Annotated in this window: 2 protein-coding genes; both read right to left on the bottom strand. The window is 35.9% G+C overall.

The annotated features are described in order from the left end of the window. Positions 1-456: pilus assembly protein PilP (locus tag QZ994_RS19930; RefSeq protein ID WP_290877857.1), on the bottom strand; the 456-nt coding region annotated here is incomplete at its 3' end. Further along, positions 453-1,115 carry a type 4a pilus biogenesis protein PilO gene (locus QZ994_RS19925; protein ID WP_290877855.1) on the bottom strand — a complete coding sequence of 221 codons (663 nt, stop codon included), beginning with the start codon at positions 1,113-1,115 and terminating at the stop codon, positions 453-455. The genes QZ994_RS19930 and QZ994_RS19925, both read right to left, overlap by 4 nt. Positions 1,116-1,202: the final 87 nt, after the last annotated feature.

Here is a 1,202-nt window from a genome sequence, read left to right as displayed (position 1 = left end):
CATCTCTATTACATCGATATCATCTTTAGTTACTTTAGCTATCTTACCGTGGTTTAACCCCATGTATTGACCTAAAGTAACTCGGTACACAATTCCTCCTGGTGCTAGCACCAAGCCCCATAAACCTCTTTCATCGGCCAATGTTCCTTTCATCTGTAAGTTATCAAGAGAATATTGTTCTAATTCTTCTTTAGGTCTATTGATATCTGGTTGCGCACATTTAGCTTTTGGTTTGTTAATTGCCTGACCTTGTTCTGGTTTTGGATCGATAAAGGGATTTCTCATATTTTTAGCTAAAAAAGGAATTGGTTCATAAGGCGTTATTGTAGGTAACGGTTCTATAGGTTGTGCTGGTCGTGCTTTAACCTGTGCAACGTATATTTGTAAATCCGCATTTTTATCGCAACCAAAGATTGCAACTATGCTTAAAAGAAGGATCAGTGTTTTAATATTCATTTCTTCACCGTCTCTTTACGCTGTTGTTTATTCTGTACTTTTTGTTCAGGGTCATAGCGATAAGTCTTTGCTTGGACAGACATAATAATATTATCGCTATTGGGAGCGGAATCTTGGCTTTCTTGTTTGCTTTTGTTAGCTGTTTCTTTATTTACAGTAAAACTACCAAGTAAAACAATTCTTGGTAATGCAGCTATATCAGCTGAAAACTGGCCTAACTGATTAAATTGTCCTGAAAGATCAATTCGCATAGGAAGTTCAGTATAAAATTCCTTCTTTATTTCTGGCTCCCAATTTATTTTGAGCAATTTCAATCCATTATTTGTTGCAATATAGCTAATGTCATCAAGTAAACCCGCAACTTCATTTTTATTCGGTAGTTGTTTTAATTGGTTTTTAAGCATTTCCTCCAATTGAACCATCTGCTGGCGGTATGCGTTTAGACTGCTTGCTTGGGACGCTCTAACTTCAAATTGATTTTTTAAGTCAATTTCTTGTTGTTTGGTTTTGTCAAGTTGTTTTATTGAGTCTGAAATAAATGCATAGTACCCAGCGCCCCCGATTAATGCACAAATAAATGCTATCAAAATGCTTTTAGCTAGTAGCGGCCATGATGCTATATCGTTTATGTCTAAATCATTTAAGTCTTGAAAGTTCATATTATGCCCCCTGTGCTCTTATTTTTTTGGAGCGGGATTAGAATTACTGTTGTTCAATACATTGAATCGCATTGAAAACTCGCTCAA

This window comes from Aquabacterium sp., from assembly GCF_021768455.1.
Lineage (GTDB): Bacteria > Pseudomonadota > Gammaproteobacteria > Burkholderiales > Burkholderiaceae_C > Aquabacterium.
This window is presented reverse-complemented; position numbering and strand designations above follow the sequence as displayed.